The following is a 22,251-nucleotide window of genomic DNA, read 5'->3' on the forward strand; positions in this document are numbered from 1 at the left end:
CCGTGAGATTGCGCGATGCGCGCAGGCGCATTAAAGCGGTCCTGCAACAGGAACAGATGGACGCCCGCAGGATGAGGCTGTCGACGTTCGCGAAATCCCGAAACGCTGCCCGCGGACCGACCCCCACGGCCAGGTTCCAGACTGAAATCATCGCCGATGTCCCCGTGCCGGAAAGGGCTGAGGACGTGCGCTTCTTCAGCCGCAGGATCGTCCGCCCCGGCAAGGTGCGCCGGTTCTCGAACCAGGATCTGCGCGAAACCCTCCTGGCCGCCTTTTATCTCATGGTCGCGGCCTCAGTGCCGGTGCGCTGGTGGGCACCGATTTGCGATCGGATGTCCAGGCTTCGCCTCAAACGCCACATGCGCAAGCAATTTCCAGGCTACGCGGCCGCGACGCGCGCGGTGCTTGGCGGCGGCATCGACGCACGCAAGCTGTTCGAGGCATTGCTCGTGGCACGCCACCGCCGCCGGCTGCAGCTTGCAGCGCACATCGCCGGTTTCCGGTGGTCCCCGATTGTCCGGCTGGAGGGACAGGAAGGACTGCAGGCGGCACTGCGGCGCGGCCACGGCGCCATCATCTGGTGCGATCAGTTCACCTCCCAGACCATCTTCGGCAAGCGCGCCCTGCACGAGGCGGGCATCGAGGCGCATCAGGTGAGTGTCAATTCACATGGTGTCTCGGAATCGAGGTTCGGTCTGCGTTTCCTGAACCCGCCGATGGTCAAGGTCGAGAACCGCTACCTCAAGAGCCGTATCGTCTTCGAGCGCGACGATGCCTATCAGGTCACCATCCGCATCCAGAAGATCCTGAAGCGCAATGGCGTGGTGCTGATGACCAACACCATCCATGCGGGCTCGACCTTCACCGAGGTCGCGATCGGCGAAGGCGGCTGGACGCACCTTGCTTCCGCGCCGGCGAACTTCGCCGCAAGAGGCAAGGCGGCGCTGTTTGCCATGTCGACCTTCGAGACCCTTCCCTTCCGCGAATACCGGGCCGTCATCAGCCCGGAGTTGTTGCCGGCTGAAGCGGAAACGGGACGGGACGGAGCCAAGGACATGGTGCTGCAGGCACGCTATATCCTGCTCAAGCGCGACCGGCTGCTGGAAGCGCTGAAACAGTTTCCCGAACAGATGCTGATCTGGTCCAGCAGCCGAAGGCTGACGGATGCCCCGGACGATGCCATGACAACCGACGATGCCGGCTCATGACTTGGCCAGCAGCCGGATCGCTTCGGCAACGACATCGGCGACGGGTCTCGTCGCGTCGATCGTCAGGGCCCGCTCATCCCTGCCCGGCGGCTCCAGTATGGCGAACTGGCTGCCGACCAGGCTGGCCGGCATGAAATGCCCCCTCCGGCTGGCGACCCGCGCGCTCGCCGTCGCCGGGTCGACCTCCAGGTAGAGGAAGGTGATATCACGGCAAAAACCGCGCAGACGTTCGCGATAGCCGCGCTTCAGCGCCGAGCAGGCCGCGACCACGCCCTCCCCTTTGCTGGCCGATGCCGCGATGTGTTCGCCGATCGCATCGAGCCAGCCTTCGCGCAGTTGATCGGTGAGCGGCTCGCCGCTTGCCATGCGGGCGACATTCTCGGGCGGGTGCAGCCTGTCGCCCTCGATGAAGATGGCGCCCAGCGCGGCCGCCAGCGCGGTGCCGACGGCCGACTTGCCGCAGCCGGCGACGCCCATCACCACGATGGCCGGAGGCACTGAGACGGGGGCGCGCGTCGGCGCCTGCGCTGTTTCTTGGTCCATGGCTAGAGCATGATGCCGAAAAGTGTGAAGCGGTTTTCGGACGACATCATGCTCTATCTCCTTGATCTGGAGGCGGTTTCAGATTTCAGGTCAATTCGACCTGAAATCATCCGGCCCTAGCGGCTTGCCGGCGCGCGGCCGTAGAGCAACAGCATGGCGACGATGACAACGCCATAGATGATCTGCCGCCCCGCCTCCGGCATCTGCATGACCGACAGGATGGATTGCAGGAGCGTGATCAGGATGACGCCGGCAACGGTGCCGAGATAGGACCCGCGCCCGCCGAGGATCGAAGTGCCGCCAAGCACGACCGCGGCGATCGACGGCAAGAGATAGGCATCGCCCATCGACTGCGCCGCCTTGGAGGCATAACCGGCCAGAAGCACGCCGCCGAAGGCGGAGAGCCCGCCGGAGACGGCGAAGGCGATCATCACCACGCGCCTTGTGTCGATGCCCGAGAGATAGGCGGCGCGCTCGCGGTTACCGATGCCGTAGACGGTGCGGCCGAAGCCGGTGCGGGTCAGCACGAATACCATCGCGGCCCCGATCAGCGCCCAGATGATGACCGCGTTGGGGACGCCGGGAATGGCGAAGCCGGTGGCGAGGTAACGCATGGCGCCGGTGGCCGAATCCTGCGGCGAGAAGCCGCCGGTGTAGACCACCATCAGCCCTTGCGCGACGGCGTTGGTGGCAAGCGTGATGATCATCGAGGGGATGCGCAGATAGGCAACGCCGATGCCGTTGACGACGCCGATCAGCACGCCGCAGAAGATGCCGAACGGGATGGCCAGCGCGACGCCGACCGGACCATAGGCGGCCGCAGCGCATGCCATCATGGCGCCCGCCGCCACCGCCCAGGGCACCGAAAGGTCGATCTGGCCGAGCAGGATGACCAGCATCATGCCGGTGGCGATGACACCGAGGAACGAGGCCACCTTGAGCTGCTGCAGCAGATATTCAGGCGACAGGAAGCTGCGCGAATAGAGGCTGCCCAGCAACAGCAGCACCACGATGCAGGCAAAAGCCGTCAGCACCGCCGGATCGGCGCGGCGGATGAATTTAGGCATGCGGCCGGCAATGCCGCCGTCGCTCTTCCCAACCATCGGCGTCGTTTCGCTCACAGGAACCACTCCAGCCGGTTGCGGACCCGAAACAGGGCGAAGGCGCCGAGGCTGACGGCGACCAGCAGGATAACGCCCTGGAACAAAGGCTGCCAGAGCGGATCGAAATCGAACACGAACAACAGATCGCCAATGGTGCGGAAAGCGAGTGCCCCGAAGATGGCGCCAATGGCGCTGCCCTTGCCGCCGAACAGCGAGACGCCGCCAAGCACCACGGCGGCGATCGAGAACAGCGTGTAGGAATTGCCGCTGGCATAGGCCGCCTCGCCCGTATAGGTGAAGAAGGTCAGGAACAGGCCGCCGATCGATGCCAGCAGCCCGGCCAGCGTGTAGGCGGCGAACTTGCCGCGCCGGATCGGCACGCCCGACATGTAGGCCGCCGTCTCCGACGATCCCGCCGCGTAGGCCGCCCGGCCAAGCACCGAGCGGCTGAACGGCACCCAGACCACCAGCACGATGGCGAGCAGCACGACGAGGCTCGCCGGCACCACGCCGAACACGCGGCCGGTCAGCGCATCGGCAAGATCCTCATTGACCGAGCCGCCCGGGAATGGCCGTAGCAAAAGACCGATGCCGTAATAGACGGCGCCCGTAGCGATGGTGGCAACGATCGGCTGCAGTCGTCCATAGATGACAATCGCGCCGTTGATGGCGCCGCACAGAAGGCCGACAGCCAGCACGGCGATGACGCCGAGCGCCGTCTGCGCCGGCGTGCCCACCACCAGCCAGGAAGCCAGGCAGTTGGTGAGCAGGAAGATCATGCCGACGGACAGGTCGATGCCGGCGGTGATCACCACCAGCGTCTGCGCCATGGCGACGAAGGCGAGCAGCACGCCCTTGTTGGCCGCCGTCTGCACCACATTGGCTGTGAATCCGGCCGGATGGTTCGAGGTGTAGATGACGAACATGACGATGAAGATGCCGAGCGCAAGCATCGTTCCGCGCTGCTCGGCCAGCCAGTAGCGCCAATCTTTCACACGCTTGCTCCCAGGCCCACCGGGCTCTCCTCGCCATGGATGTTGAGCGCGCTCGATATCAGCGCCCGCTCGGTGATCTCGGCGCCGACCAGTTCGCGCTTGACCGCGCCATCGTAAAGCACCAGCACACGGTCGCAGCACCCGATCAGCTCGTCATAGTCGGTCGAATAGAACAGGATCGCCGCACCGGCATCCGCCAGCTTGCGCATCAGCTGGTAGATCTCCTGCTTGGTGCCGACATCGATGCCGCGCGTCGGATCGTTGAGCAGGATGATGCGCGGCTGGCGCATCAGCCATTTGGCGATAACCACCTTCTGCTGGTTGCCGCCCGACAGCGCGCCGACCGGAATGTCGAGACCCGCCGTCTTGATCGCCAGCAGACCAACCATGTCGTCGATCAGCCGCTGCTCGGCCGCGCGGTCGATGATGCCGCTCCTGGACAACCGGTCGAGCGCGGCAAAGGACAGGTTCTCGCGCACCGTCATTGGCAGCATCAAGCCTTCCGTCTTGCGGTCCTCCGGAATGAGCGCCATGCCGACGCCGTCCTGTCGGGCCACGGCGGGACTGCTGATGGCCACCGGCTTGCCGTCGATCAACACCTCGCCGGCAAGGCCGCGCAGCACACCGAAGAAGGCAAGCAGCAATTCGCGCTGGCCCTGGCCGTCAAGACCGCCGAGGCCGACCACCTCGCCCGCCCTGACGGTCAGCGAAATATCGTGCAGCCGGTCGGCCCAGGAGAGCTTGCGCGCTTCGAGCCTGGGGGCGGCGCTGGCCGCTGCCGCCACCGGTTTGGGCGGAAAGATGTGGCTGTATTCGCGGCCGATCATCAGTTCGACCACCTCATTGTCGCTCTTCGAGCCAGCCTTGTAGCTGGCGACGTTGCGGCCGTTGCGGAACACCGTGCACTGATCGGCAAGTTCGGCGATCTCGTTCATGCGGTGCGAGATGTAGAGCAGCGCCAGCCCTTCCGAGCGCAGCCGCTTCAAGACGCCGAATATCTTCGAGACATCCGCCGCCGTCAGCGCCGAGGTTGCCTCGTCGAGGATCAGGATGCGCGGTTTTCTGGCCAACGCCTTGGCGATCTCGACCATCTGCCGGCGCGACAACGGCAGGTCCTTGACCAGCGCCAGCGGATGGATGTCGGCCGCGCCGGCGCGGGCAAGGGCTTCCTCCGCGATGCGGCGCTGCGCCTTGCGGTCGATCATGCCGAAGCGTTTGGGCGGATCGGAAATGACGATATTGTCGGCAACGCTGAGTTCGGGGATCAGCGACAGTTCCTGGAAGATACAGACGATGCCGGCCTTGTTCGCCGCGCCGGGCGAAGCGAAGGCCACTTCGCGGCCATCCAGCATCATGCGGCCCTCGTCGGGCGCCACGACACCGGCCATGACCTTGATCAGCGTCGATTTGCCGGCGCCGTTTTCACCGAGAATGGCGTGGATGCTGCCGGCTTCGACCGCAAGCTCGGCCTTTTCCAGCGCCCGCACGCCGCCATAGCGCTTGGATATGCCTTCCATGCGAAAGAGAGGAGCCGCACCGTCCATCAACCCTCCAGGGCCATTAAGGGATTGCAGGCTGGCGCCGCAGGGTAAGCCGCGGCGCCAGCCATTGGCCAGCGATTACTGGTTTTCCTTGGTCTGCCCCATGATTTCCTGGGCACTGAAATTGATGCCGCAGGTCGGGAAGGAATTGCCGACGAAGAAATTGTCGGATTCCTTCGGAAAGTAATCGGTGCCTTCCTTCATGTCAGGATCCGTGGCGACAGCCAGCGGCAGCTTCACTTCCTGTGGCACCACCTCGCCTTCGAGTGCCGCGATCGCGGTCTTGATGGCGACGGCAACCTGGGCCGGACCGGAGCCGGCGGAGGTGCATTTCAGGCCATCGGCGGAATGGGCCGCGCAGAACTTGCGGAAGCCGTTTTCGGTTTCGCCGCCGAACGGCACGAACGGGTGCTTGGCATCGATCATCGCCTGAACGATGCCGGTATCGCCGCCCTGGCCGGTGATGCCGTCGAACGGACCGTTGGTGGCGATGGCGTCGGCCGTCACCTTCTGCGCCACGCCGTCATCCCATTTGCCGGCGACTTCGGTGACGTCCCATTTCTTCCCGGAGGCGTCGAACACCTCATGGATGCCATTGTGGCGATCGGTATCGACGGAGGTACCGGCCACGCCGCGCACCTCGAGGATCTTGCCGCCATTCGGCACCTTCTCGACCAGCCACTTGGCCCACAATTCGCCAAGACCCTTCTGGTCGACATTGACGTTGATGGCATCCTTGGTGTCGAGGATGTTGTCGAAGGCGACCAGCACGATGCCGGCTTCCTTGGCGCGCTTGATGACCGGACCGAAAGCGGTCGGGTTCTGCGCGTCGGTGACGATGGCGTCATAGCCGGAATCGATGAAATTGTTGATCGCCGAGATCTGCGCCGGCACGTCCTCGCCGGTCGAGACGACCTTGAATTCCTTGATCTTGGCCTTGACGTCGGGCTGGGCCGCATAGGCCTTGGCCGTCTGCACCATCTGGATGCGCCAGGTATTGGCGATATAGCCATTGGCGAAGGCGATGCGGAACGGGCCTTCCTTCTTCGGATATTTGAAGAATTTCGTGTCCGCGCCCCACGGCGCGAAGCAGTCGGCCTGGGCGGCGGGTCCGGATACGATTTCCGGGCCGGCGGCCATGGCGGCCGAGTTGAGCATGACGAATGCGCTGGCGGCAACAATGCCACCGACAAGTGACTTGATCATCGATAATCCTCCCGATTGCAGTTCTGATTTGTCGGTTCAGTTTATGGAATTTTCGCGTTTCCGGCTGGCCCCTCCGCCTTGCCCAGTCACGCCTGCCAGGTGCCGAAGACCTCCGCGATCCCTCCCCTTGCCGTCCCCATCGATCGGGGGGAAATTTATCATATTATACATAATAAACAAGCATGAGCTGTTGCTTATGTATAATAAACAGGTTCAACGCCTTTGCCGGCAATGCCCGTTCAGAGAAAATGGTAGCGCTACCATGATGTTGTGTAAAGCGCCATTCGCTGTCGTTCTCGAAAGTGTGTTCAGCGGGCCGTGCTCTCGCGGCGCTTGAGCTCGAAGCCGAGGTCGACGATGCGTTGCTCCGGCCGGTCGCCGGCGATCGCGGCCAGCGCCATGGCCACCGCGCGCCTGCCGATTTCGTAGCGATGGGTGCGGATGCTGGTGATCGAGGGAAAGGCCACCTGCATCATATCGAGATCGTTGAAGCCGACGATGCCTATCGTCTTCGGCACATCGATCGCGGCGCGATGGCATTCGAACAGCACGCCGAGCGCGATATCGTCATTGTTGCAGAACACGCCGTCGAGCGTCGGCATCTTGGCCAGGGCATCGCGAAACATTTCGCGGCCGAGCGATACGCTGGACAGCACCGGCGTGGTGGTGATCAGGCGCGGGTCGAACAGGCCGGCCTTCTCCATCGCGGCGCGATAACCGGCCAGGCGCCGCTGCGAGCGCGGATCCATGCGCGCGCCGATGAAGCCGATGCGGCGATAACCCACCTCGATCAGGTGCTCGGTCGCCGTCCTGCCGCCGTCGAGATGCGAGAAGCCGACCATCATGTCGACGGGGTCCGGCCCGGTCTCCATCACTTGCACCACCGGGCAACCGGCATTTTCCAGCAGTTTTCGCGAGGTTGGCGTCTGGTCGATGCCGGCCACGATCAGTGCCGCCGGCCGCTGCGAGCCGAATACCTGCAGGAGCCGCTCCTCCTCCAGTCCCGAATAATGCGTGTTGCCCATTTGGATGCGGAACGGGCTGTCCGACAGGCTGTCATAGATGCCGCGCACCACCTCGGCGAAGACGTTGTTGGTGAGCGAGGGCACCAGCACGCCGAACACTTCGGCGCGCGCCGAGGCCAGAGCCCGCGCATTGGGGTCCGGCACATAGCCAAGCTCGTCGACGGCGGCCTGGATCTGGCGGCGCAAATCCAGGCTGACACGCTCTGGCTCGCGCAGCGCGCGCGACACCGTGATGGCGCCGACGCCGGCCTTGCGCGCGACATCCGATATGGTCGGGCGGCCTCCGCCCCGGCGCGAGCGTGGCTTGATCATGGCCACGGCCCATGCGCGCCATCACCGGAACGCGCCCGCAACATGATCATCTGAGCTGTCGCCATTTCACCGGCCTTACCGCACCCTTCGGCTCTGGGGTCGCGCAGTGCCCGCCTGTTGTCAAGCCGAGGTGCTCAGGCCGCTATGGCGGTCCTTTGCCTTGCCTTCCACATGAACAGCCCGATCGCCACTATGTTCAGCAGATTCCACGCGATGCCGTTGAGGAAGGCGGCGGCGTAGGAACCGGTCAGGTCGTAGATCCAACCCGACATCCAGCCGCCGATCGCCATGCCGAAGATCGTCGCCATCATGACGATGCCGATACGCTGGCCGGCCTCCTTGGCGGGCAGGTACTCGCGCACGATGATCGCATAGCAAGGCACGATGCCGCCTTGCGACAGGCCGAACACCAGCGACACGACATAGAGCGAGGCGAGCCCGTCGAACGGAATGTAGAACAGCAGCGACAGGCACTGCAGCACCGAACCGATCAGCAGGGTTTTCGCACCGCCGATGCGATCGGCGATGAAGCCTGAGGCAAGCCGGCTGACGACGCCCGCCGCCATCATGATCGACAGCATGTCGGCGCCATGCGCCATGCCGTAGCCAAGATCCATGCAATAGGCGACGATGTGCACCTGTGGCATCGACATCGCCACGCAACAGCCGAGGCCGGCAACAACCAGCAGCGTCTGCAGCGCCGCCGGCGACATGGGAATCGGCTGCACCGGCCGGCTCCCGGGCGAGCCGGCGGCGGCCGCGTCAGGAGCACCGCGTCGCAGCAACAGCACCAGGGGCACCATGGTGACAAGGCAGAAGACACCGATCGCCGCGTAGGTGAAGCGCCAGCCTTCCGCCTTGATCAGCGTCGGCATGATGGTTGGCCAGAGCGCGCCGGCGAGATAGTTGCCGGCCGCAGCCGCTGTCACAGCGACGCCGCGCCGGCGGTTGAACCAGTGCGAGATGTCGGCGATCAGCGGCCCGAAGATCACCGACGTGCCGACACCGATCAGCACCCCCTGGGCAAGGGTGAATTGCAGGATCGAGGTCGAAAGCGCGGCGAGCAGCAGGCCAGCGGAGAGCGCCACGGAAGAGAACAGCGCCGGGATCCAATAGCCCATGCGATCGATGGCGCGGCCGACCAGGACATTGCCGGCGGCAAAGCCAATCATGGTCGCGGTGTAGGGCATCGAAGCATCTGCACGGTCGACGCCGAACTCGGCCTGCACGGCGGGCAGCACCACGACCACCGCCCACATGCCGACCGCGCCGATCGTCGCCAGCAGCATCGAGATGGCCAGCCGCATCCACGCGTAGGAACTGTCGATGCCGGCACTGGGCCGGCTCAAGTCGGTTCGGGTCAAAGGCGTTTCCTGTCGGCGGACTCGAAATCGGCTGCCGTTTTGGCCACTATCGGCACATTCCCAGCCCACAGCAGCGCCACGGCGGGCAAATCCGTGGCTCCAGAGCGGGCACGAAGGCGGGAACCGACGCCAATGTCTGGAGTTTTCCGATCAGCGAACCCGCAAAGGAGTCCCAGCCATGACCACCGCCAGGAAGAAATGGTCGGCCGAGGTGACCGAGCACAGCGACGCGATGGATCTTGAGGATCACGTCTTCGAATCCGACGACGCCAAAAAGATCGCCGCCTCGCTCAAGCGGTCGGCCGAGCACAGCCATCGCCGCAAGGCCGAACCCTTCCAGTCAGCCATGTCGATGCTGAATTTTTACATCAATCGCGCCGGCAAGAACCTGCCGGCCGCGCGCAGACAAGTGCTTGAGCACGCCAAGGACGAACTGCGCCTGGCCTTCGGCCGCGAGAAGGAAGACTAGCGCCGGCCCATGTTGAGATTCAGGTCAGGCCGAGCCGATGGTTTTTGAGAACCGGAGCGGGCCATAAAGTGCCGTGCGCAGAGCCGGATCGCCTGAAGCTCAGCATCCCTAGCGCGACTTGATCACGTGGTCGGTGTTGGCCAGCAGCTTGCGAACCGCGGCGCGCGCCGCGTCCGGGCGTTGCAGCCGGATGTTCTTCTCGATCGCCTCATGCAGCTTTTGCACGTGGTTGAGATCATCGACTTCCCGGGTGGTGAAGGTGAACAGGTGATCGAAGGCGGATTCGATCAGCACGCCGAGCGGCACCAGAAGATCGTTGCCGGAGGCGCGCAAAATGGCAAGGTGGAAGCGTGTGTCGGCGCGGGTGCGCTCCTGCAGGCTCGCGGCCTCCCCCATCTCGCGGCAGGCCTGGCTGATCTCGGCCATCTGTTCGTCGGTCCGCCGCATCGCCGCGAAAGCGGTCGCTTCGGGCTCGATGATGTGGCGGAACTCCTGCACAGTCTTCAGGAACACCTCGCGGTCCGGCGACGTCGCGTACCAGGCGAGCACATCGCGGTCGAGCAGGTTCCAGCGTTCTTTCGGCTCCACCCAGCTGCCGATCTTGGGGCGTGAGGCAAGCAGGCTCTTGGCCATCAGCATCTTGATCGCCTCGCGCACCGCCGAGCGGCTGACGCTGAAGGTCTCCGACCATTTGGCTTCGTTGGGCAGGATGGTGCCGGGCGGATAGTCGCCGCGCACGATCCGCAGACCGATCTCGCTGGCCAGCGACGTGTGCACGCTGGCGCCGGGAATACGTGCCGCGTCGGGCCGTCGAACACCGGTCGAGCGCTCGACGGCGGCCGCCTTGTCCGGCGATTTTTCCTTGTTCGGCTTCGCGTCCCGCATACGCTTCAGAAAGGCCGGTTTGCGGAAGCTGTCAAGCACCACGGAACGGTTGCGCCGCAAAGCGCCCCGCTATGCACAGCCCAACCGCATTTGCCCGCTCGCTCAGGCCGTTTTGACGTATTTGCGCCAGCTGTGTTCCGGGCGGAAGCCGAGCATGTCGCGCGCCTTGCGGTTCGACAGCAGCGTCTCGTATTCACCGAGTTCGGCCTTGACCGGCACGCCCGGATAGAAGCGCTTCAAGAGTTCCGCCGTCGGCAGGTCGGACGAAGTATCGTCGTTGGCCGCGTTGAACACCTGGTAGCCGAGGCCGTCCTTCTCGATGGCGCGTAGCGTGATCTGGCCGAGATCGCGCGCGTCAACATAGCTCCAGGCAATGCGCTTGCGAAAACCGGGGTCGGCGAACCATTTCGGAAACAGCGAGTATTCGTGCGGCTCGATGACATTGCCGATGCGCAAGGCATAGATGTCGGTGCCGTTGCGTTGCGCGAAGGCCCGCGCGGTCTTCTCGTTGACGACCTTCGACAGCGCGTAGCTGTCCATCGGATCGACATCATACGCCTCGTCGAGCGGGAAATATCTGGGATCGCGCGGCTCGTTGGCGAACACCAGGCCATAGGTTGTCTCCGAGGACGCGATGATGACCTTGCGGATGCCGAGCTTCACCGCCGCCTCGATGACATTGTAGGTGCCCATCGCATTGATGCGGAACACCTCGTTGTCGGGCGTGATCATGATGCGCGGGATGGCGGCGAAATGCACCACCGCATCCACCGGCTGCGGGCGCAGCGACGGATCGAATTCGTGCAGGCCCATATAGCTCGACAGTGCGTTGAACACCTGCCCGCTGTCGGTGATGTCGGTGATCAGCGTACGCACCTTGGGATTGTCGAGCGGCTTGGTGTCGATGTTGAGCACCTGGCAGCCGTGCTCGACAAGATATTGCACGACATGGCGCCCAGCCTTGCCGCTGCCGCCGGTGAACATGATCCGCTTCGTCATTCTGGTCTCCATGACAGGCTCTGGAATTCCCGTCTATTGTCAGACAATATTGCATTCCGCAACCACATAGGGCTAAAACGGCGGCGCAATTATCGATAATCCTGGATAGGACAGACGACATGAACACCTCCGCCGCGCGCGAGACGATCGGCTTCATCGGCCTTGGCCTGATGGGGCACGGCATTGCCAAGAACATCGTCGACAAGGGCTATCCCCTGACATTCCTTGGCCGCAAGAACCGCAAGCCGGCGGAGGACCTCCTTGGCCGAGGCGCCAGGGAAGCATCGACCTCGCGCGATGTCGCGGCGGCATCTGACATTGTCTTCATCTGCGTCACCGGGTCGCGCGAAGTGGAAGCCATCATCCGCGGCCCCGATGGCCTCAAGGAAGGCTTGAAGAAAGGTTCGGTCGTCGTCGACTGCTCGACCTCGGACCCGGTCTCGACCGTCGCGCTCGCGGCCGAACTCAACGCGCTTGGCATCGACTATGTCGACGCGCCATTGAGCCGCACGCCGAAGGAGGCCTGGGAAGGCACGCTCGATGCCATGGTCGGCGCACCGGACGCCGTCTTTGCCAGGGTGAAACCGGTGGTCGAGACCTGGGCCGGCCGCATCGTCCACATCGGCGACACCGGCGACGGCCACCGCATGAAGCTGCTCAACAACTTCATCTCGCTGGGCTATGCCGCCATCTATTCCGAAGCACTGGCCCTGGCTCAAAAGGTCGGCATCTCGCCGCCGCGTTTCGACAGCGTCATCCGTAACGGCCGCATGGATTGCGGCTTCTACCAGACCTTCATGCGCTGGACGCTGGAAGGCGACCGCGACGCCCACAAATTCACCATCGCCAACGCCTTCAAGGACCTGACCTATCTGGAGTCCATGGCGGGTGCGGCCGGCATCGCCAACCCGCTCGGCAACGCCACCAAGAATTCCTTTGCCGGCGCCCATGCCACCGGTCCGGCCGAGCAGTTCGTACCGATGCTGGCGACCCATATCGCCAAGGTCAACGGCGTCGACCTGATGCCGATGAAGGATGGCAAGAAGCAGACGATTTGAGGTTCAAACGGCCGCACGGCTCACCGCCGCCTGCTTCCAATCCCTTCATCGGTGTCGGCGAGCAGCTTGTGTACGGCATTGCGGGCCGCCGCCGGCCGTTGCAGGCGGATGTTCTTCTCGATCGCCTCATGCAGTTTCTGCGCTCGCCGCTGGTCGCCGACCTGCCGCGTGGTGAAGACGAAGAGATGGTCGAGCGCGGACTCGATCAGCACGCCGAGCGGCACCAGAAGGTCATTGCCAGAGGCCCGCAGGATGGCGAGGTGAAAGCGTGTGTCGGCGCGGATGCGTTCCGGCAGGTTGGCCGCCTCGCCCATTTCGCGGCAGGCGAGGCTGATCTCGGCCATCTGCTCGTCGCTGCGCCGCATGGCGGCAAAGGCCGACGCTTCCGGTTCGATGATATGGCGGAACTCTTGCACGGTGCGCAGGAAGGCCTCGCGGTCGGGCGCGGTCGCGTACCAGGCAAGCACGTCGCGGTCGAGCAGGTTCCAGCGCTCCTTCGGCTCGACCCAGCTGCCGATCTTGGGGCGTGACGCCAAAAGGCTCTTGGCCATAAGCATCTTGATCGCCTCGCGCACCGCCGAGCGGCTGACATTGAAGGTTTCGGCCCATTTGGCCTCGTTGGGCAGGATGCTGCCGGGCGGATAATCGCCGCGCACGATCCGCAGACCGATCTCGCTGGCGAGCGAGGCATGAACACTGGATCCGGGAAAGTGCGCCGCGTCGGCCCTGCGCATGGCCGCCGGATCGCGGCTGGCTTTCGCCTTGGCCCGGCTGGCTTTTCTTTCTGCCTTCTCGTGCGGCATCCACGTTCCAGTAGGTCGGCTGCCTGTCGCCCGGATGGATCCGTATCTGCGTGGCGCGCCGATCCCGTTGCCGAAAATCCAAACCATGGACGCGACAAGGCCGGAGCCTGTTGCCCCTCGCCACGGCGTCTCGCTCAGGAATTGACGGGGCGCCCGTTGGCCGAGCGCCCCGGATCGAAAACTACTTTTGGATACAGGTGTCGACCGTATCCTTGGTGCATTCGTCGAGGCCGGTGAAGACCGGATCGGCGACCTTCTTGCCCGTGATCAGGTCGATCATCACCGACGGCGCCTTGTAGCCCATTTCAAACGGCCGCTGGCCGACCAGCGCGGTGACAAGGCCATCCCTGGCGATCGCCACCTCGTCGCCGATCGTGTCGGCGGCGCCGATGACAAAGTCGTTCTTGGCCAGCCGGTCCTTCAACGGTCCAACCAGGTCGCGATAAGGCTGCGGCGCGCCGAACAGCGGCCAGCCGCCCATGATGCCGAAAGCATCGAGCTTGGGGTTGGCCGCAAGGATATCGGTCATTGCCTGCACGCCCTTGGCACCGTCGTCATTGGTGAAGACCGGGCAGCCGGCGACTTCGGTCCAGCCGCCTTCACCGGCTAGTGCCGCAAGCCCTTCCTTGCCCGTCAGGGCGTCGCGCATGCCTTGCGCGCGGCGCAGGATGTTATCGGCTGCCGGGTTGCCCTCGATGGTGCAGATCGTGCCGCCATTCGGCTTGGCCTTCTTGATGTATTCGCCGATCTTCTTGCCCATCAGGTAGTTGTCGGTACCGAGATAGGTCTTGCGAAGGGCTGCGTCCTCCTTGGCCAGGTCGGCGTCGACAGTCATGATCGGGACCGTCGGATTGGCGGTCTTGAGCGTCTGCGCGATCAGCGGCGCGTTGGACGGCGAAATCGCCACCGCCGCCGTGTCAGGCTTGCTCAGTATATCCTGAAGGATCTGGGCCTCGCCGGCCTCGTCGGAAGTCGACGCCGGACCCGTGTAGAAGCATTCATATTCCGAGCTGGCGTTTTCCTTGTTCCATTTCTCGCAGCCCTGGTGGATGGCCTCGAAGAACGGATTGTCGAGACCTTTCACCACGATGACGAGCTGCTTCTTGGCCAAGGCCGGCCCGGCGCCCAACGCCATGGCGGCGACGGCGGCGAGCAAAACTGTTTTCCTCATATCAGTCCTCCCTTGAAAAACAGACGGACACGGCGTGCCCGCCACACAGATCGGCCCCAACGCGAGATGGCAGGGCGAATGCCCATGCCGCCTGGCAAGACCGATAAGCATTTCCAGATGCGACCGGACCGGCATTGCCGGCACGATCGATGATCTCCCGCCGACCCCGCCGTCGATCATGGCCCGGGACCGGCAAATCTTCCTCCGACCCTCAGCTAATAACGGCAAGCCGCCAACGTCAATTGCTATTTGTCCTACAAAACGGATTTTTCGGAACCGCCATCCACTATTCGTCTGACAAATGGTCTATTTCCTATTCATCGGACAATTGACGCCCGCACGGGCATTTGCGTAAATGACTGATATCGCTGTTTCCGGGAGGAGCTGGGAGAGCGACGCGAAAGCCGCCCCTGTCCCGGGCATGCGGCAAGCACAGGGAGGCAAAGGCTGGTGGCGGTTCTCGAACTCACCAACATCTCGAAGCATTTCGGCGCCATCCAGGCGGTCAACGACGTGTCGCTGTCGATCGAGCCCGGCCAGGTCGTCGGCCTGATGGGCGATAACGGCGCCGGCAAGTCGACGCTGGTCAAGATGATCGCCGGCAATTTCCGGCCGAGCCATGGCGCGATGCGCATGGACGACAAGGAGCTGATCCTGCACAAGCCGGTCGAGGCGCGCCAGCACGGAATCGAGATCGTCCACCAGGACCTGGCGCTCTGCAACAATCTGACCGCGGCGGCGAACGTCTATCTCGGGCGCGAGTTGCGGCGCGGCGTCGGTCCGTTCCGCATTCTCGACTATGCGGCGATGTACAAGCGCGCCGGCCAGATCTTCGCCGAGCTCAAGTCCGAGACCCGGCCGCGCGACCTGGTCAAGCAGATGTCGGGTGGCCAACGCCAGGCGGTGGCCATCGCCCGCACCATGCTGTCGCAGGCCAAGATCGTGCTGATGGACGAACCGACGGCGGCGATCTCGGTCAGGCAGGTCGCCGAAGTGCTCAACCTGATCCGCAATCTGCGCAACCAGGGCATAGCGGTGGTGCTGATCAGCCACCGCATGCCCGACGTCTTCGACGTCGCCGATCGCGTCATCGTCATGCGGCGCGGCAGGAAGGTCGCCGACAAGACGATCGCGTCGAGTTCGCCCGAGGAAGTCACCGGGCTGATCACCGGCGCCATCGAGCAGGCGGCATGAGGGCGCAAAACCCGTATTTCACCACGCTGGCGCGCATCGCCGCCGGCAGGAAAGGTCGATAATGGCAGTCACCCTTGACCAGACGATCGCGCAGAAGCAGCACACTTTCCTGTCGCGGATATTCTCCAGCCAGACGTTCTGGGTGGTGATCGCCGTCATCCTCGCCTGCATTTTCCTGTCGTTTGCCACCGACGCCTTCGCCACCTCGAAGAACCTCTACAACATCACCCGCAACGTCACCTTCGTCGCCATCGTTGCGCTCGGCATGACCTTCGTCATCATCACCGGCGGTATCGACCTGTCGGTCGGCTCGGTGCTGTGCCTGTCGTCGATGGTGCTGGCCGTCACCATGCATGCCGGCTATTCGATCGAAATCGGCATCCTGGCTTCGATCGCCACCGCGCTTGCCATCGGCGCCTTCAACGGGGTCATGATCGCCTATCTCGGATTCCCGCCCTTCGTGGTGACGCTCGGCATGCTGTCGATTGCCCGCAGCCTGGCCATGGTCGCCTCCAACAACACCGTCGTCTTCCAGTTCGGGCCGGACCACAACAAGCTGCTGGCGTTGGGCGGCGGCGCCTGGCTGTTCGGCATCGCCAATCCGGTGCTCTACATGATCCTGCTGGCGCTTATCACCGGCTTCGTCCTGCGCTGGACCAAGTTCGGCCGCCACATCTTCGCCATCGGCGGCAACGAGCACGCTGCAACGCTGACCGGCGTGCCGGTGCGCCAGATCAAGGTCGCCGTCTACATGATCTCGGCGCTGTCGGCCGGCATTGCCGGCATCATCCAGACCGGATGGCTGGGCGCCGTCACCACCAATCTCGGCACCGGCATGGAACTGCAGGTCATCGCGGCCACCGTCATCGGCGGCGCCAACCTGGCCGGCGGCGTCGGCACCGCCTTCGGCGCCATCGTCGGCGCCGCCCTCATCGAGGTGATCCGCAACAGCCTTGGCCTGCTCGGCATCAACGCCTTCTGGCAGGGCACCTTCATCGGCGGCGCCATCCTGCTGGCGGTGCTGTTCGACCGCATCCGCAACTTCCGCCGCAGCGATTGAGAGCCGCCGCCGTCGAAGCGCTATTCGTTCCGGTTCCTATCGCTCAGTCTGAAAATCGGCCGGGGCGACCCGCCATCGGCACCGGCCGCGAGCCGATGCCTTGACGGAAACCGGAAACCGGCCGCACAATCCCGGTGCAGGCGAAGGGAGGCCAGTCGCCTGCGGGAGGATATACCCATGACGGAAGCGATCAGGCTCTACTGGGGCCGGTTCGGACATGTTTCTATCCTGAATGTCGCAAGCGACTTCGTCACCCATGCCCATGTCGAGGCACACCTGATCATCTGGCTGGAAGGCACGGCCGGCGAAATGACGATCGGCCGCGAGACGGTCAGGCTGGGACCACACACCGCCGCCGGCATCAATTCGCTGCAGCCGCACAGCCACGTCCTGTCGCAGGATGGCAGGCCGGGCCTGTTCCTGGCCTTCTACATCGATCCCGACTGGGCGCGCAGGCGCCGCGACCTGCCCTCTTCCGCGCCATTGTTTGCCCAGGCGGCGATCACGCTGGAGCCCTGGCTGCACCGGGCCGCCGCCAGCCTGCTCGACCATCTGACCGACAATGAAAGCGTCGACGACGTGGCCAATTACGAGATCGAGCGCTTCATCGACAGCGTGCTCGATGCCGCCGACGCCTCGGCGCCGCAGGAAACCCGCATCCGCATCAGCACGATGCAGGACTTCCGCGTCCGCAAGGCGATCCAGTTGATGAAGGCCAATGTCTGCGAACGCATCTCGTTCGATGACGTGGCGCGCAGCGTCGGGCTGTCGCGGCCGCATTTCTTTGCCTTGTTCAAGGAACAGACCAATCTGACGCCCAACGTCTACTGGAACACGCTGCGCATGGAAGAAGCGGTGCGCCAGCTGCAGTGGTCGCAGGAGCCGCTGATCTCTGTCGCCTGCAATCTCGGCTTCACCACGCAGGGCAATTTCTCGCGCTTCTTCCGCGACCATGTCGGCGTGCCGCCGACACTCTACCGTGAGGCGGCGCGGGCAACGGCCTGAGCTCCAGCCGCTTGTTTTTCAGACTCCTTGATACGCGCTCAAGACGCATTGATAAGCGTCACCCGGGTCAGCCCCCTACCCTTGCCGCAACGCTCATTCGCAAGGGAACATCATATGGCCAAGGTCACCATCTCCAGCGTCATCGACGCGCCGGTCGAAAAAGTCTGGGCGCGCATACGCGACTTCAACGACCTGCCGGGCTGGCACCCGCGCATGGTCGAAAGCCATATCGAGGATGGCAAGGACGCCGCCGCGATCGGCTGCGTGCGCAACTTCCAGCTCGCCAGCGGCGCGCGCATCCGTGAAAAACTGCTCGACTTCTCCGACGACAATTTCCTCGTCAGCTATTCCATCCTGGAAACGCCGCAGCCGCTCACCAACCACAAGGCGACGCTGCAGCTTCGGCGCGTCACCGATGGCGACCGCACCTATGCCGAGTGGACAGCCAGCTTCGACGCCGCCCCGGAGGATGCGGACAAGCTGGCCGAGGGCATGGGCGCCAATGTCTTCCAGGGCGGCTTCAACGCCCTGAAGAGCCACTTTGCCGGCCAGAGCTGAATCGGGCTGAGAACAGGAGTGTTCCATGGCGCTTGCCCTCCAGACATTCCCGACCGTGAAGGACGCCAATGCGGCGCTGAAGACGGCCGGTACCCGCTATCTCGGTGGCGGCACACTCGTGGTCCGCGCGGCCAATGAAGGCGATGTCTCGGTCTCCGGCCTTGTCAGGTCGACCGACCCGACCCTGTCGGCCATCACGGTCGCCGATGGCAAGATCCGCATCGGCGCCTCGGTGACCATGGCGGCGATCGCGCGACATCCGGAACTCGGCACGCTCGCCAAGGCCGCGCGCGCCGTCGGCGGCCCGGCGGTGCGCAACATGGCGAGCGTCGGCGGCAATCTGTTCGCGCCCGCGCCCTACGGCGATTTCACCGTCGCCTTGCTGGCGCTCGACGCCACGGTCGGCACCGATGACGGCGAATTGCCGATCGAGACCTTCCTGGCCGGGCGGGACGACAGCCGCGCCATCGTCACGTCGGTCGGCTTCACGCTGCCGAAGGCCGACGGCTTCCGCTTCCTGAAAGTGTCGCGGATCAAGCCCAAGGGCGTCTCGGTGCTGAGCATCGCCATCGTTCTGGAGCGGGCCGCGGACGGCACCGTCTCTTCGGCACGGATCGCGCTCGGCTGCATGGCCGATCGGCCCGTGCGTGCCAAGGCGGCGGAAGAGGCGCTCGAGGGAAAGACGCTTGACCAGGAAGGCATCGCACTGGCGCTGGCCGCCGCCGCCGAAGGCACCACGCCCATCACCGATCCGATCGCCAGCGCCTGGTATCGCGCCGAAGTGCTGCCGGTCCATCTCGGCCGGCTGCTGCTGAGTTGAAATCACGAGTTGGGGGGCGCGCGTCTGTCCGATCCTTCGGGCGGACGCGCAAGGAGGAAACATGGCGAAGGTCCCGGTTCAATTCACGCTCAACGGCTCAGAAAAAGCCGAATTCATCGACAGTGGCACGACGCTGCTCAACGCCTTGCGCGACAAGATCGGCGACACTTCGCCGAAAGGCGGCTGCCACCAGGGCACCTGCGGCGCCTGCTCCGTCATCATCGACGGCGAGCTCCGGCTGTCTTGCCTGACCTTGGCTGAAACTTGCAACGGAACAGCCATCACCACGACATCGGGCCTCGCCGAGGGCGGCGTCCTGCATCCGCTGCAGCGCGCATTCCTCGACACGTTCGCCACGCAATGCGGCTTCTGCACGCCGGGCATGATCATGGCGGCCAAGGTGCTGCTCGACCACACGCCCAACCCCACCCGCGACGACGTGGTCGAGGCGCTGTCGGGCAACATCTGCCGCTGCACTGGCTACGAGCCGATCATCCAGGCGGTGCTGACGGCCGCGCGCTCCAATTCGCAGAACGCCGCCTGAGGGGATCAAGAGAATGGAACTGCGCAAGAACTACTTCGCCGATGTCCGCAAGGACGATCTGCATGAGATCGGCCAGCCCCGGCCCCGTTCGGATTCGCCCGGCCATGTCACCGGCAAGACAGCCTTTTTCGCCGACCGCAACTTTCCCGGCATGCTGCACCTGAAGATGGTGCGCAGCCCGCACCACCACGCCCGCATCCGCTCGATCGACACGTCCGAGGCTGAGAAACATCCAGGTGTGGTCAAGGTGCTGACCGCCAAGGACGTGCCGCACAATGTCTACACCATCCTGATCCTGATCCAGATCGGCCCCGAGGACGAGACCGTGCTGGCCGACGGCAAGGTGCGCTGGAAGGGCGAGGCCGTGGTTGCGGTGCTGGCCGAGACGGAGCGCGCCGCGCAGGAAGCCGCGGCGAAGGTCAAGGTCGACTATGACGTGCTGCCGGCCGTCTTCGACATGGAGGAAGCGCTGAAGCCCGGCGCGCCTTTGGTCAACGAATATCACGGCCAGAACTACTATCTCTATGACAGTGGCGAGTGCCGCAAGGTTCGCTTCGGCGATGTCGAGGCCGGCTTCGCCGGCGCCGACCACATCTTGGAACAGAGCTATCAGTCCTCGCCGATCGAGCATGCGCCGACCGAGACCACCGGCTGCGTGGTGGCGCCCGAGGGCAATGACCGCTTTACCTGCTACACCAACACGCAGGCAATGTTCTTCACCCTCGACAACACGTCGATCATCCTGCAGATGCCGGGCTCGAAGCTGCATTTCGTCGGCGGCACGGTCGGCGGCGGCTTTGGCGGCAAGGTCGACGTCATCGTCGAGCCGATCGCCATCCTCGGCGCCAAGCTGACCGGGCGACCGGTCTGTTTCATCTACAGCCGCGAGGAAGAGATGCAGATCTCGTCACCCCGTGCGGCCGAAAAGGTGGTCATCAAGGACGGCGTGATGAAGGACGGCCGCATCGTCGCGCGCAAGGTCACCGGCTACACCGACGCCGGCGCCTATTCGCGCCACTCGCCCTATGGCGCGCAGAAGGGTGCCGGCCACTATCCCGGTCCCTATACCATCCCGAATGTCTGGATCGACACCTACTGCGTCTACACCAACCGCACGCCGTCGTCGGCCATGCGCGGCTTCGGCGTCACCATCGGCGACTTCGCGCTGGAGGTGCAGATGGACAAGCTGGCGCGGCTGATCGGCATGGACCCGCTCGAATTCCGCTTCATCAACGCCTATCGCGACGGCGACATCAAGGCGCATCGCCAGCCGACGGAAGGGGCAGCGCTCATCGAGTGCATGCAGGAAGCTTCGCGCGCCGCCAACTGGCCGGTGGCGGAGAAATACATGGCGATGTCCTCCTACGTGAAGGGAGCTTGAGATGGCGATCAGGCGCGGACGCGGCGTCGCCGCGATCAACTATCCCACCGGCATGAATCTCGGCGGCGATCCGACCCAGGCGCTGGTCCACTCGACGCCGACCGGCAATTTCATGGTGACGCTGTCCTCGGTCGATCTCGGCCAGGGCATGAAGCAGATCATGGCGCAGATCTGTGCCGAAACCATCGGCGTGCCGACCGACCGCGTCGTCGTCGACACCGCCGACACCGACACCGGCCCGCATTGCATGGGCACCTTCGCCTCGCGCGGCACGCATCGCGCCGGCAACGCCGTCATCCAGGCCGCGAAAGAGGCGCGCCAGGTGATGCTGGAAGTGGCGGCGGAAGAACTGGAGGTCAACGCTTCCGACCTCGAGACCGACGGCCAGGGCAACATACTGGTCAAGGGCGCGCCGCAGAAATCGATCTCGATCTTCGACGTCGCGCTGTCTGCGCATTTCAAGCGCGGGCGCTCGATCTCGGGCCGCGGCATGTTCCTGATCCCGCGTTCCTATCCCGAGAAGGAAACCGGAGCGATGAAGCCGTCGACCTGCTACGCGCATGCCTGCACGGTGGCCGAGGTAGAGGTCGACGACGAGACCGGCGAGGTCACCGTGCTGACGGTCAAGAACGTCTTCGAGATCGGCCGCGCGCTGAACCCGAAAATGGTCGAGCAACAGCTGGTCGGCGGCTCCTGGATGGGCATCAGCCACGCGCTCTACGAGACGACGGAGCCCTACTACCCCAACCGCGATCATGGCGGCACCGACTTCAACCAGTATCTGATGCCGGGGCCAGGCGACCTCGCCGAGACCGAGATCATCGTTCTCGAGCGGCCCTCGGCGGACGGGCCCTACGGCGCCAAGGGGCCGGGCGAAATGTGCGCCAATCCGCAGATACCGGCGGTCGCCAATGCCGTCTTCGACGCCGTCGGCGTGCGCATCGACACGCTGCCGATCACGCCGGAGCGCATCCTGCGCGCGCTCAAGGCGCAAGCGGCGAACTGAA

The 22,251-nt window shown here is 64.4% G+C and carries 22 protein-coding genes; 11 read left to right on the forward strand and 11 right to left on the reverse strand.

Translation table 11 applies throughout. The features are described 5' to 3' along the window. The first annotated feature begins 164 nt into the window (after nucleotides 1-164). A complete protein-coding gene (locus tag AC07SZ_RS08430) occupies nucleotides 165-1,208 on the forward strand; it encodes a hypothetical protein (RefSeq protein WP_320412012.1) in 1,044 nt (347 codons plus the stop codon). On the opposite strand, the gene AC07SZ_RS08435 is transcribed toward AC07SZ_RS08430, so the two are convergent. From AC07SZ_RS08435 to AC07SZ_RS08465, 7 genes are all read right to left on the reverse strand, one after another. Next, the gene (locus AC07SZ_RS08435; protein ID WP_494913946.1) at nucleotides 1,203-1,751 is read right to left on the reverse strand and encodes a gluconokinase; all 549 of its coding nucleotides are present in this window, start codon (nucleotides 1,749-1,751) and stop codon (nucleotides 1,203-1,205) included. The two genes, AC07SZ_RS08430 and AC07SZ_RS08435, sit on opposite strands and share 6 nt — an antisense overlap. Before the next feature lie 116 nt (nucleotides 1,752-1,867). Then, the gene (locus AC07SZ_RS08440) at nucleotides 1,868-2,854 is read right to left on the reverse strand and encodes an ABC transporter permease (protein ID WP_155772460.1); all 987 of its coding nucleotides are present in this window, start codon (nucleotides 2,852-2,854) and stop codon (nucleotides 1,868-1,870) included. Between the two features lie 14 nt (nucleotides 2,855-2,868). After that, nucleotides 2,869-3,849: an ABC transporter permease gene (locus AC07SZ_RS08445; RefSeq protein ID WP_494913947.1), complete on the reverse strand. Its 981-nt coding sequence runs from the start codon at nucleotides 3,847-3,849 to the stop codon at nucleotides 2,869-2,871. Beyond that, nucleotides 3,846-5,393: a sugar ABC transporter ATP-binding protein gene (locus AC07SZ_RS08450; protein WP_056571835.1), complete on the reverse strand. Its 1,548-nt coding sequence runs from the start codon at nucleotides 5,391-5,393 to the stop codon at nucleotides 3,846-3,848. The genes AC07SZ_RS08445 and AC07SZ_RS08450 overlap by 4 nt, the downstream gene beginning before the upstream one ends. Before the next feature lie 75 nt (nucleotides 5,394-5,468). Further along, the gene (locus AC07SZ_RS08455; protein ID WP_056571832.1) at nucleotides 5,469-6,596 is read right to left on the reverse strand and encodes a sugar ABC transporter substrate-binding protein; all 1,128 of its coding nucleotides are present in this window, start codon (nucleotides 6,594-6,596) and stop codon (nucleotides 5,469-5,471) included. Between the two features lie 308 nt (nucleotides 6,597-6,904). Beyond that, a complete protein-coding gene (gene gntR / locus AC07SZ_RS08460) occupies nucleotides 6,905-7,933 on the reverse strand; it encodes an HTH-type transcriptional regulator GntR (protein ID WP_056571829.1) in 1,029 nt (342 codons plus the stop codon). A gap of 134 nt (nucleotides 7,934-8,067) precedes the next feature. Then, the gene (locus AC07SZ_RS08465) at nucleotides 8,068-9,297 is read right to left on the reverse strand and encodes an MFS transporter (RefSeq protein ID WP_172373177.1); all 1,230 of its coding nucleotides are present in this window, start codon (nucleotides 9,295-9,297) and stop codon (nucleotides 8,068-8,070) included. A gap of 178 nt (nucleotides 9,298-9,475) precedes the next feature. Here AC07SZ_RS08465 and AC07SZ_RS08470 point away from each other — a divergent pair, with 178 nt between their 5' ends. Then, nucleotides 9,476-9,766 carry a DUF3175 domain-containing protein gene (locus tag AC07SZ_RS08470; RefSeq protein WP_056571823.1) on the forward strand — a complete coding sequence of 97 codons (291 nt, stop codon included), beginning with the start codon at nucleotides 9,476-9,478 and terminating at the stop codon, nucleotides 9,764-9,766. A gap of 108 nt (nucleotides 9,767-9,874) precedes the next feature. Here the strand turns inward: AC07SZ_RS08470 and AC07SZ_RS08475 are convergent, their stop codons facing one another. Both AC07SZ_RS08475 and AC07SZ_RS08480 read right to left on the reverse strand, forming a co-directional pair. After that, entirely contained in the window at nucleotides 9,875-10,651 is a 777-nt protein-coding gene (locus tag AC07SZ_RS08475) for a FadR/GntR family transcriptional regulator (protein ID WP_056572158.1), read from the reverse strand. Nucleotides 10,652-10,753: 102 nt separating this feature from the next. Beyond that, nucleotides 10,754-11,650, reverse strand: coding sequence for an NAD-dependent epimerase/dehydratase family protein (locus tag AC07SZ_RS08480; protein ID WP_056572156.1), 897 nt, complete (start codon nucleotides 11,648-11,650; stop codon nucleotides 10,754-10,756). Between the two features lie 119 nt (nucleotides 11,651-11,769). Between AC07SZ_RS08480 and AC07SZ_RS08485 the strand changes: the two genes are divergently transcribed. Next, the gene (locus AC07SZ_RS08485) at nucleotides 11,770-12,708 is read left to right on the forward strand and encodes an NAD(P)-dependent oxidoreductase (protein ID WP_494913948.1); all 939 of its coding nucleotides are present in this window, start codon (nucleotides 11,770-11,772) and stop codon (nucleotides 12,706-12,708) included. 20 nt (nucleotides 12,709-12,728) lie between these two features. Here the strand turns inward: AC07SZ_RS08485 and AC07SZ_RS08490 are convergent, their stop codons facing one another. Together AC07SZ_RS08490 and AC07SZ_RS08495 are read right to left on the reverse strand one after the other, a co-directional pair. Continuing rightward, complete coding sequence (locus AC07SZ_RS08490; protein WP_056571817.1) at nucleotides 12,729-13,511, reverse strand: FadR/GntR family transcriptional regulator; 783 nt, start codon at nucleotides 13,509-13,511, stop codon at nucleotides 12,729-12,731. 181 nt (nucleotides 13,512-13,692) lie between these two features. Beyond that, complete coding sequence (locus tag AC07SZ_RS08495; RefSeq protein WP_056571814.1) at nucleotides 13,693-14,682, reverse strand: sugar-binding protein; 990 nt, start codon at nucleotides 14,680-14,682, stop codon at nucleotides 13,693-13,695. Between the two features lie 450 nt (nucleotides 14,683-15,132). Between AC07SZ_RS08495 and AC07SZ_RS08500 the strand changes: the two genes are divergently transcribed. The 8 genes from AC07SZ_RS08500 to AC07SZ_RS08535 all read left to right on the forward strand — a co-directional run bounded on the left by AC07SZ_RS08500 (nucleotide 15,133) and on the right by AC07SZ_RS08535 (nucleotide 22,250). Beyond that, on the forward strand, nucleotides 15,133-15,876 hold the full coding sequence (locus AC07SZ_RS08500) for an ATP-binding cassette domain-containing protein (RefSeq protein ID WP_056571811.1): 744 nt from the start codon (nucleotides 15,133-15,135) through the stop codon (nucleotides 15,874-15,876). A 61-nt stretch (nucleotides 15,877-15,937) separates the two neighbouring features. After that, a complete protein-coding gene (locus AC07SZ_RS08505; protein WP_056571808.1) occupies nucleotides 15,938-16,936 on the forward strand; it encodes an ABC transporter permease in 999 nt (332 codons plus the stop codon). A gap of 177 nt (nucleotides 16,937-17,113) precedes the next feature. Further along, on the forward strand, nucleotides 17,114-17,941 hold the full coding sequence (locus tag AC07SZ_RS08510) for a helix-turn-helix domain-containing protein (RefSeq protein WP_494913949.1): 828 nt from the start codon (nucleotides 17,114-17,116) through the stop codon (nucleotides 17,939-17,941). Between the two features lie 114 nt (nucleotides 17,942-18,055). Further along, nucleotides 18,056-18,499: an SRPBCC family protein gene (locus tag AC07SZ_RS08515; RefSeq protein ID WP_056571803.1), complete on the forward strand. Its 444-nt coding sequence runs from the start codon at nucleotides 18,056-18,058 to the stop codon at nucleotides 18,497-18,499. Between the two features lie 25 nt (nucleotides 18,500-18,524). Further along, nucleotides 18,525-19,319, forward strand: coding sequence for an FAD binding domain-containing protein (locus tag AC07SZ_RS08520; protein ID WP_494913950.1), 795 nt, complete (start codon nucleotides 18,525-18,527; stop codon nucleotides 19,317-19,319). Nucleotides 19,320-19,380: 61 nt separating this feature from the next. Further along, a complete protein-coding gene (locus AC07SZ_RS08525) occupies nucleotides 19,381-19,863 on the forward strand; it encodes a (2Fe-2S)-binding protein (protein WP_065005353.1) in 483 nt (160 codons plus the stop codon). Between the two features lie 13 nt (nucleotides 19,864-19,876). After that, nucleotides 19,877-21,244, forward strand: a complete 1,368-nt coding sequence (locus AC07SZ_RS08530; protein ID WP_494913951.1) for a xanthine dehydrogenase family protein molybdopterin-binding subunit — start codon at nucleotides 19,877-19,879, stop codon at nucleotides 21,242-21,244. A gap of 1 nt (nucleotide 21,245) precedes the next feature. Continuing rightward, nucleotides 21,246-22,250 carry a xanthine dehydrogenase family protein molybdopterin-binding subunit gene (locus AC07SZ_RS08535; RefSeq protein WP_023779827.1) on the forward strand — a complete coding sequence of 335 codons (1,005 nt, stop codon included), beginning with the start codon at nucleotides 21,246-21,248 and terminating at the stop codon, nucleotides 22,248-22,250. The last annotated feature ends 1 nt before the right edge of the window (nucleotide 22,251 follow it).

Source organism: Mesorhizobium sp. GW821-FHT07A06 (assembly GCF_059419085.1).

Bases quoted from the DNA above. Each gene is read 5' to 3' on its own strand.
- AC07SZ_RS08435 (WP_494913946.1), bottom strand. From the start codon at position 1,751: ATGGACCAAGAAACAGCGCAGGCGCCGACGCGCGCCCCCGTCTCAGTG.
- AC07SZ_RS08440 (WP_155772460.1), bottom strand. From the start codon at position 2,854: ATGGTTGGGAAGAGCGACGGCGGCATTGCCGGCCGCATGCCTAAATTC.
- AC07SZ_RS08450 (WP_056571835.1), bottom strand. From the start codon at position 5,393: ATGGACGGTGCGGCTCCTCTCTTTCGCATGGAAGGCATATCCAAGCGC.
- AC07SZ_RS08455 (WP_056571832.1), bottom strand. From the start codon at position 6,596: ATGATCAAGTCACTTGTCGGTGGCATTGTTGCCGCCAGCGCATTCGTC.
- gntR (WP_056571829.1), bottom strand. From the start codon at position 7,933: ATGATCAAGCCACGCTCGCGCCGGGGCGGAGGCCGCCCGACCATATCG.
- AC07SZ_RS08470 (WP_056571823.1), top strand. From the start codon at position 9,476: ATGACCACCGCCAGGAAGAAATGGTCGGCCGAGGTGACCGAGCACAGC.
- AC07SZ_RS08475 (WP_056572158.1), bottom strand. From the start codon at position 10,651: ATGCGGGACGCGAAGCCGAACAAGGAAAAATCGCCGGACAAGGCGGCC.
- AC07SZ_RS08480 (WP_056572156.1), bottom strand. From the start codon at position 11,650: ATGACGAAGCGGATCATGTTCACCGGCGGCAGCGGCAAGGCTGGGCGC.
- AC07SZ_RS08485 (WP_494913948.1), top strand. From the start codon at position 11,770: ATGAACACCTCCGCCGCGCGCGAGACGATCGGCTTCATCGGCCTTGGC.
- AC07SZ_RS08490 (WP_056571817.1), bottom strand. From the start codon at position 13,511: ATGCCGCACGAGAAGGCAGAAAGAAAAGCCAGCCGGGCCAAGGCGAAA.
- AC07SZ_RS08495 (WP_056571814.1), bottom strand. From the start codon at position 14,682: ATGAGGAAAACAGTTTTGCTCGCCGCCGTCGCCGCCATGGCGTTGGGC.
- AC07SZ_RS08505 (WP_056571808.1), top strand. From the start codon at position 15,938: ATGGCAGTCACCCTTGACCAGACGATCGCGCAGAAGCAGCACACTTTC.
- AC07SZ_RS08510 (WP_494913949.1), top strand. From the start codon at position 17,114: ATGACGGAAGCGATCAGGCTCTACTGGGGCCGGTTCGGACATGTTTCT.
- AC07SZ_RS08515 (WP_056571803.1), top strand. From the start codon at position 18,056: ATGGCCAAGGTCACCATCTCCAGCGTCATCGACGCGCCGGTCGAAAAA.
- AC07SZ_RS08520 (WP_494913950.1), top strand. From the start codon at position 18,525: ATGGCGCTTGCCCTCCAGACATTCCCGACCGTGAAGGACGCCAATGCG.
- AC07SZ_RS08525 (WP_065005353.1), top strand. From the start codon at position 19,381: ATGGCGAAGGTCCCGGTTCAATTCACGCTCAACGGCTCAGAAAAAGCC.
- AC07SZ_RS08530 (WP_494913951.1), top strand. From the start codon at position 19,877: ATGGAACTGCGCAAGAACTACTTCGCCGATGTCCGCAAGGACGATCTG.
- AC07SZ_RS08535 (WP_023779827.1), top strand. From the start codon at position 21,246: ATGGCGATCAGGCGCGGACGCGGCGTCGCCGCGATCAACTATCCCACC.